The 7,700-nt window shown below is 44.6% G+C and carries 7 protein-coding genes; 3 read left to right on the top strand and 4 right to left on the bottom strand.

Features of this window, described 5'->3' with window-relative positions; all coding sequences use genetic code 11:
- Window positions 1-59 precede the first annotated feature (59 nt).
- The 3 genes from F6K46_RS36740 to radA form a co-directional block, all read right to left on the bottom strand.
- Window positions 60-323: a zinc ribbon domain-containing protein gene (locus tag F6K46_RS36740; protein ID WP_293067665.1), complete on the bottom strand. Its 264-nt coding sequence runs from the start codon at window positions 321-323 to the stop codon at window positions 60-62.
- Window positions 324-1,103: 780 nt separating this feature from the next.
- Window positions 1,104-1,700: an IS607 family transposase gene (locus tag F6K46_RS36735; RefSeq protein ID WP_075906623.1), complete on the bottom strand. Its 597-nt coding sequence runs from the start codon at window positions 1,698-1,700 to the stop codon at window positions 1,104-1,106.
- A gap of 217 nt (window positions 1,701-1,917) precedes the next feature.
- Window positions 1,918-3,513 (bottom strand): DNA repair protein RadA, encoded by a 1,596-nt coding sequence (radA, locus tag F6K46_RS36730; RefSeq protein ID WP_293067662.1) that lies wholly within the window; start codon window positions 3,511-3,513, stop codon window positions 1,918-1,920.
- 204 nt (window positions 3,514-3,717) lie between these two features.
- Here radA and rpaB point away from each other — a divergent pair, with 204 nt between their 5' ends.
- The 3 genes from rpaB to F6K46_RS36715 are packed head-to-tail and all read left to right on the top strand — an operon-like array spanning window position 3,718 to window position 5,719.
- Window positions 3,718-4,446, top strand: a complete 729-nt coding sequence (gene rpaB, locus F6K46_RS36725; protein ID WP_070395767.1) for a response regulator transcription factor RpaB — start codon at window positions 3,718-3,720, stop codon at window positions 4,444-4,446.
- Window positions 4,447-4,506: 60 nt separating this feature from the next.
- On the top strand, window positions 4,507-5,151 hold the full coding sequence (locus tag F6K46_RS36720; protein WP_293067668.1) for a cofactor assembly of complex C subunit B: 645 nt from the start codon (window positions 4,507-4,509) through the stop codon (window positions 5,149-5,151).
- Window positions 5,152-5,179: 28 nt separating this feature from the next.
- On the top strand, window positions 5,180-5,719 hold the full coding sequence (locus F6K46_RS36715) for a DUF456 family protein (protein WP_075904581.1): 540 nt from the start codon (window positions 5,180-5,182) through the stop codon (window positions 5,717-5,719).
- Between the two features lie 67 nt (window positions 5,720-5,786).
- Here the strand turns inward: F6K46_RS36715 and F6K46_RS36710 are convergent, their stop codons facing one another.
- Window positions 5,787-7,037, bottom strand: a complete 1,251-nt coding sequence (locus F6K46_RS36710) for a competence/damage-inducible protein A (protein ID WP_293067657.1) — start codon at window positions 7,035-7,037, stop codon at window positions 5,787-5,789.
- Window positions 7,038-7,700: the final 663 nt, after the last annotated feature.

Raw genomic sequence — 7,700 nt, 5'->3', positions numbered from 1 at the left:
TATGGTTGGTCGGTTATGAGAAAAGGGGTTAAAACTTTATTATTAAGGCTCCACTATTCTTACGGTAACTTCAAGACCTTTGAGGACGGGGTATTCTTTTCCCTCTCAAACTCTCCCACTCTGATAATGCGACTTCCGCCTATATTTAGCAATTCACCTGTCCAACTAACAGTCTTACTAGTATAGGCTTCACAGACATCCACCACCGTCTTCCCGGTCTCTTGAGCTTTGTGCTTCAAGAATTCCTTAAAGCGATAGTGGGCGAATGTCAGCATATTGCGGACAGTCTTAGATCTGATTTTTCTATTACCTTTTTTCGACATCTGAGAAGTCTCGAAGGTGGGAAGTAAGATTAAAAATTGTCAACTAAGAACCTAGCTGTCTTATGATGAAGCTCGTTGATTAGGTTTTGAATCTTGATTACCATCCTCCGAGCGGCCTTTATCATCCGACGTTTTTGACCACCACAAGCTTGGCTTATTTTAGATAGCCAATTATCTAGATGTTGGCACAATCGTTGAATACGATAAAAGTCTCCATTCCCAATCTTTCCTACAGATGTCTCACTAAAAAAGGTAATAAAAGTTCTGACCCCAGGGTAAGCAAGCGACTACTCTACCTTGGTTTTCGGTTTTATTTTTAGTCTCTTGATAGGGGACGACCAAATAGTAATCCCCATTCCTGCTGGTCAGTCTACTGTCGCAAATATTGTCAGGAATGGTCTCGGAATAAGCTATCTTGCCCAGTTTAGTCTGATATACCCCCATAGCTGAAACTGCCGATTTAGGGATATAACAAGACTGGGTAGGATTTTTCCTCGATCTAAACCTTACCCTTTGAATTTGCGAAGTCTTTTTGTACTTCTTTTTGGCCTCTCTGACAGCGGTGCAAGCATCCTTAATCGCTATCGATTTTATCTGATAAGGTACTGCTTTACACCACTCGGGGAGGTCGTTTAATATGTCAGTTTTGATAGCTTTCCAGTTGGCTTTTACTTCACCATCCTGGAGGATTTTGACGGTCTTGTTGAAAACGTAACGGGACACTCCAAACCATTTACGGATAACCGAACGCGCCCCGCGTGGCCTACGGCCAATCCCTGCTCATGGTTTAGGAACAGACGAATCTTCTTTGATTTTTTTACCGTATTTTCTGAGTCCGTGAACCCTACAGGAGAAGAGGTGAATGATGGAAAGAAGATCTGCGGTAAGTTCTGATTCCGGGCAGCTTTCAGGCTGGTCGAGAACCAGGATTTTTCCACCGTTGAGACCGACCAAGTACTCAATGAGTTCAAACCCGAATCGGGTAAGTCTGTCTCTACAGGTAACAACAACCGTGAGCTTATCTCCAGACACGACTCGTTCCAATATGGCTCTAAGTCCTTTCCTGTTGTAGTTAAGCCCCGAGCCGATGTCTTTGATGATTTCTGCTTCTGGGAAGAGGGAGTGAAGGTAGGCGACTTGGCGGGCAAGATCATCTCGCTGTTTTGTACTGCTAACTCGGCAGTAGCAGATTGTAGAGTGGAGTGATCTCTCAGACTTTGGAGCTTTTCCAAAACGGAGAAGATCTCTTGAGTCAAAGAGTCTAGTTCCCCCTGGTGTCCTTTCACATCTGATAGTTCCGTCATCGGCATATTTTCTTAATGTATTTTTGGAGAGTCCCGTAAGTTCGACCGCCTTACGGAGTGGTATTAATGCCATCCTCTTAATGTACCATATTTTTGTAGCTAGTGGTAGATTAATAGACATTTTTGTTAACTGTCACATGCCCTTTCCTAAAAATCTCCCCATCTTCCCACACCTCCCACACTTCCCACACTTCCCATCTCCCCATCTCCCCATCTCCCCATCTCCCTATCTCCCCATCTCCCCACCCTCCTGGTTATGATCGGTATTCAACGGAACTTGATCTTAGATATTAGATCTGATCCTCGATATCTTCAGGGAAGTCCTGGCGTAATCCCCCAGGCAAGGCAGCAATAATGGCATCTAGTACTCTGGATACTTGAATAATTTCAATACCAAGATCAGATAAGGTTTGACCTTTGGGTATGATGGCTCGCTTGAACCCTAACTTGGCAGCTTCTTTGAGTCGGAGTTCCATCTGAGAGACTAGTCGCACTTGCCCCCCTAAGCTGATTTCACCAATCATAACGGTGCGAGGATCTACAACGCGATCGCGAAAACTGGCTACTACGGCAATAGCCATTCCTAAATCAGCTGCTGGTTCTTCTACTCCTAGCCCTCCTGCTGTTGCTACATAAGCATCTAATTTGGATAGGGGAATCCCGACTCGCTTTTCCAACACTGCCAGAATTTGTTGTAAGCGGTTGTAATCAACTCCAGTGGTTGAGCGACGGGGTGCCCCATAACTAGCAGGACTTACTAGGGCTTGCAATTCTACGAGAATCGGACGAGTACCTTCACAAGCCACTACAGTAGCAGTACCAGGACTCATTTCATCTCGGTTACCCAAAAACAGATCAGAAGGATTCAAGACTTCCTGCAAACCGTTGCTGACCATTTCAAAAATACCGATTTCATGAGTAGCCCCAAAGCGGTTTTTCACAGAACGCAGTAGTCGATGGGAAGCAAAGCGATCGCCTTCAAAGTACAATACAGTATCGACTAAGTGTTCCAGTACCCTTGGTCCTGCGATCGCTCCTTCTTTGGTCACATGACCCACAATTAATAGAGTAATGTTTGACCGCTTTGCTACCTGCATCAGGGCAGAGGTACATTCCCGCACTTGAGCAACAGAACCAGGAGCAGAGGTCAAGGCCGGAAAATAAAGAGTTTGAATACTGTCAATCACTGCTACCTGAGGTTTGAGGGACTCCAACTCTCGCAGAATTTCCTCTAAATCGGTTTCTGGTAGGACATACAAATCAGCGTCTTTAGACTCGGATGTAGACTCAGAGTCGGGATCAGCTATGGGGGTTTTAGAAGACTTAGACTTAGAAGACTTAGACTTAGAAGACTTAGACTTAGAAGACTTAGGCTCGTTGTTCACCCTACCGTTATTAGAGTCGGGATCAGAGGTTTCTGCTGATACCACACCCAGGCGAGATGCTCGCAGTTTTACCTGCTGTCCTGATTCTTCTGCACAAACGTATAGAATGCGATGCAACTTGGCAAGTTGATTGGCAACTTGCAGCATTAAGGTTGATTTGCCAATCCCTGGATCGCCACCAATTAAGACTAAAGACCCAGGCACAACACCACCTCCGAGGACTCGGTCAAGTTCTCCATAGCCTGAGGGGAAGCGGATCTGGACAGTATCAACAATTTCTGAGAAGGTAAGGGATGATCTTGGTTGAGCCGGTCCAGTTTTAGCCTCGTGGTTATCGGAATAAGTATTGGATTGCCAACCCCCGCGACTGATTTTGATCGGGGATGGGGGAGCTACCTCATCCAAGGAATTGTAAGTACCACAGGCAGGACATTTGCCGAACCATTGGGAGGACTCAGCACCACAGGCATTACACACATAGAGCGTTTTAGGCTTCGGCATCCTACTTTAAAAGTCTTAAAAACTCTTAAAAAAACTCAATAATTAAATTAACATTAATGAAAGTCAAGAAAGACTTCACCACCAAGGAAAATATTATTTTCAACGATAAAACCAACTTTGTAAAGCGTTAGATTAAAGAGATAAACTACTAATAAATTAATAAATCATTAATTTTACTTAACCATTTCAGGAGTATAACGTCAATTGGAAACTCATAAAGAAAAAATTCTTGTTGTCGATGACGAAGCCAGTATCCGTCGCATATTAGAAACTCGGTTGTCCATGATTGGCTACGAGGTAGTCACAGCCGCCGATGGAGAAGAAGCCCTAAACACATTTCGTGATCAAGAGCCTGACCTAGTGGTGTTAGATGTGATGATGCCAAAGCTAGACGGTTATGGTGTCTGTCAAGAATTACGCAAGGAATCAGACATTCCCATTATTATGCTAACTGCTTTAGGGGATGTTGCTGACCGGATTACCGGTCTAGAGTTAGGAGCAGATGACTATGTGGTCAAGCCCTTTTCTCCAAAAGAATTAGAAGCCCGTATTCGTTCAGTACTGCGGCGGTTTGATAAAGTGGGAGCTGCCGGTATTCCTAGTTCTGGCGTGATTCATGTCGGGAGTATCAAAATTGACACCAACAAGCGGCAGGTCTACAAAGGGGATGAGCGGATTCGGCTGACTGGAATGGAGTTCAGTCTTCTGGAATTATTAGTTAGACGTTCTGGAGAACCATTCTCCCGTTCTGAAATTTTGCAGGAAGTGTGGGGCTATACCCCCGAACGCCATGTGGATACCCGTGTAGTAGATGTCCACATCTCCCGGCTACGAGCCAAGTTAGAGGATGACCCGAGTAATCCTGAGCTAATTCTCACCGCACGAGGTACAGGTTATTTGTTCCAACGGATCATTGAACCAGATGAAAAATAGTACACCTTGATGTTTCCTTTGAGCTGCGTAAGTCCTGAACTAACAACCAACAGGTGAATGATGGCTAAACCCGACCAAAATGATGTACTGCGGCTGCTGCCATTTGCGGTTGGAGGATTGGCAGGCAGCCTGTTGCTGATTAACCGTTTATTAACCTCCCAGCTCACCAATTCTCAAGCTCGTTCTGATGCTGTCGGGGTAATTGTTTGTGCTGTGTTGATTTTGACAGGTTTACTGTGGCAGCAGGTACAGCCCAAACCTCCTGATGCCGTTAAACTGAATGGCGAAGAGGGTTTCGACCTCGCGACCGAGCTGCCAGATCAGGTAAAAACTGAATTAGCCTGGGCATCCCATCTATTACTGACTAATACAGTAACGCGATCGCTTGTAGTGGTATACCAAAGTAAAGTCCTGCTGCGGCGAGGTATCTTGGGCAAAAATCCCCAAGTCGAGCCTGGAGCAATTCTCAAGCGGGTCCTGGAAACTCAAAAAGCCGTCTATCTCGTTAACCTGAAGCTCTATCCAGGGCGACTTGAATTTGACTACTTGCCCAATAACACACAAGGTGTCATATGTCAACCGATTGGCAACCAAGGAGCGCTAATTTTGGCAGCCAATGCTCCCCGAAGTTACACTAAACAAGATGAAAATTGGATTGAGGGGATTGCTGATAAACTCGCCAATACTCTCTCTGGTCATTTCTAAGATGTGGGTACCGCTTCGAATTTAAATAATGTGGTTAATCATTTTGTACTGGTTCCTGATTCTGCTGATGCTAGTAGGCATTATTGGTTCGGTTGTTCCTGGCATTCCCGGTGCCATGTTGATTTTAGCTGCCACCCTAATTTGGGGTATTGCTGAGGGCTTTAGTAGCGTCACCTGGGCATTGGGCGTAGCAATCTTTGTGTTGCTACTCGGTATGGGGGTCGATTTTTTAGCCGCTTACTGGGGAGCAAAAAAAGCTGGTGCGAGTAATTGGGGACAAATTGGTTCCATAATCGGCTTGTTCATGGGGGTGTTTGGTCTTTTACCCGCCTTGCCCTTCGGCGGACCGTTACTAGGGATTTTGCTTGGACCGTTGTTAGGGGCGTTTTTAGGTGAGTTTCTCTATCAACGGAAGTTAAAGTTACAGCCTAGAATTAAGCAATCGTTTAAAGCTGGCTTGGGGATTGTGGTCGGTTCATTGGTAGGAAATTTGATTCAGGGAATGCTTGCGATCGCTACTGTGGTGGTGTTTATTTTCACCACCTGGCCCCCAAGTGCAGGGATTTAGCTTGAAATTAGATTGAAAAGGGTGATCGGGTGCACTACTGCCTGCTAACTAACCCTAACTAACAAGTTCACCGATTTAGCAATTTGCACCGTAGGCGATCAAGGGCATAGCAGGCGCTGATGTGACGTAGGTCAGACCGACTCCGATGGTGACCCAAGGTGTACTTGTAGCATTCTAAAATGCCATCTGGTCCAGCTAGACCAATGTAAACTAGACCCACGGGCTTGGTATCGGTATTGCCTCCAGGTCCGGCTATGCCTGTAATACTCAGTGACCAGGTTGAAGAAAGAAGCGATCGCACTCCCGTTGCCATTTGCTCTGCTACAACCTTACTTACCGCCCCCATCGCCTTCAAATCTGAGGAATTCACTCCCAGTACACCAGTTTTCACAGCGTTATCATAAGCAATGATACCCCCCAGAAAATAATTAGAACTCCCTGGGACACTGGTTATCATACTCCCAATACCGCCACCAGTACAGGATTCCGCTACGCTCAACGTTTCTGAGGCAGCCCTTAATAGTTGACCCACTACAGAGGCTAGGGTATCGGTGTCAGTACCGAAATAGTTAATTCCCCCAATCTGCTGTAATTTTTGGGCTACTGGTTCAATTAACTGTTGCGCTTCAGTTTCTGAACCCGCACGGGCCGAAACTCTTAACCTCACTTGTCCCTTACTAGCATAGGGAGCAACCGTGGGGTTGGTAAGGTCAAAAAAGGGAGCAACTTTCTCAGCCAAAGCCGATTCTCCAATCCCCCAAAACCGCAACATCCGGCTATAAACGATTTCTTTACCCCAACCTTGGCTTTTGAGATAGGGAACAGCCGTGTCTCGCCACATCTGGTGCATTTCCCTAGGAACACCAGGAAACGTGAGAATGGTTAAATCAGCACGGGGTTTCCAGATGATACCAGGAGCTGTTCCATTCAAGTTGGGTAATACTTGTGCCCCTTCTGGAATTAGGGCTTGCTTGCGGTTATTGGTAGTTAATTGACGTCCCCGCCGGGCAAACTTCTGAGTGATGTCCTCAATAACATCCGGTTCTTCAATCAGAGTAGCGCCAAAAAATTTAGCGATCGCTTCCGTGGTCAAGTCATCCGGCGTCGGACCAAGACCACCAGTAAATATTAGGATAGTGGAGCGCTCACTAGCAATTGCCAATACTTGCTGTAAACGCCCGATATTATCTCCCACTACTGTCTGATAGTAGTGAGGAATCCCCAATGCCGCTAGCTCCTGGGCTAAAAACTGAGAATTGCTGTTGAGAATATCCCCCAGCAGCAGTTCAGTACCTACACAAATAATTTCTGCACTCATTTATTATGCCTCAGGGGCAAGATCTCATTTATTTTTTTCGGCTATTCTATTATTGTCCCACACTTATAGTACTTTTTAAACTGTTGCGTTTTCAGATTTTATTTTGAAATGCTATATATAGTGTTTCTCAATCAATAATGAATGGCTCTACATAACTGGCTGCTATGTCAAATTTTTCTAATCCTTATTGTTCGATAGTTTGATATTCTTTATAAGATTTTTTTTAAACTACCAAACTCTCCCATCCTACTTATTTTTAATTAAGCAATACTTTTCACTCTTTTTATGAAAGCTAAGCTCGGTATTACATGATTTTTACAAAATAAAATAAATACCTGTTTTTATTACTCTTACTTATCTTCTAAGCTAAATCAGGCTTTCTAATCTTAGAAACTTTTTTTAACCAATATTTTTTTAGTTATTTTAAATTTTAAATAATCCAATCAATTGATAGGTACTTTCTGATTAATTTTAACTAACAGTTTGGCATAGTAAGTCCACAATAGCCTTTGTACTTTAACACATACTGAGGAACAGGGTGCGGCTCGTTCTCACTAGGAGCCTCTAGAAGCTAGAGGGGTATGAGTGAGGGGATTCGTGAGGATAACACCTCAAAATCCTAACTATCTTCCGGATGGTGGTGAAAATCCACCCCTTGAAGGG

Origin of the sequence: Moorena sp. SIO3E8 (genome assembly GCF_010692445.1) — a bacterium.
In the GTDB taxonomy this organism is placed as follows: Bacteria; Cyanobacteriota; Cyanobacteriia; order Cyanobacteriales; family Coleofasciculaceae; genus Moorena; species Moorena bouillonii.
This window is presented reverse-complemented; position numbering and strand designations above follow the sequence as displayed.

Coding starts and splice junctions, on each gene's coding strand:
- F6K46_RS36740 (WP_293067665.1), bottom strand. CDS start 323: ATGTCGAAAAAAGGTAATAGAAAAATCAGATCTAAGACTGTCCGCAAT.
- F6K46_RS36735 (WP_075906623.1), bottom strand. CDS start 1,700: ATGGCATTAATACCACTCCGTAAGGCGGTCGAACTTACGGGACTCTCC.
- radA (WP_293067662.1), bottom strand. CDS start 3,513: ATGCCGAAGCCTAAAACGCTCTATGTGTGTAATGCCTGTGGTGCTGAG.
- F6K46_RS36720 (WP_293067668.1), top strand. CDS start 4,507: ATGGCTAAACCCGACCAAAATGATGTACTGCGGCTGCTGCCATTTGCG.
- F6K46_RS36715 (WP_075904581.1), top strand. CDS start 5,180: ATGTGGTTAATCATTTTGTACTGGTTCCTGATTCTGCTGATGCTAGTA.
- F6K46_RS36710 (WP_293067657.1), bottom strand. CDS start 7,037: ATGAGTGCAGAAATTATTTGTGTAGGTACTGAACTGCTGCTGGGGGAT.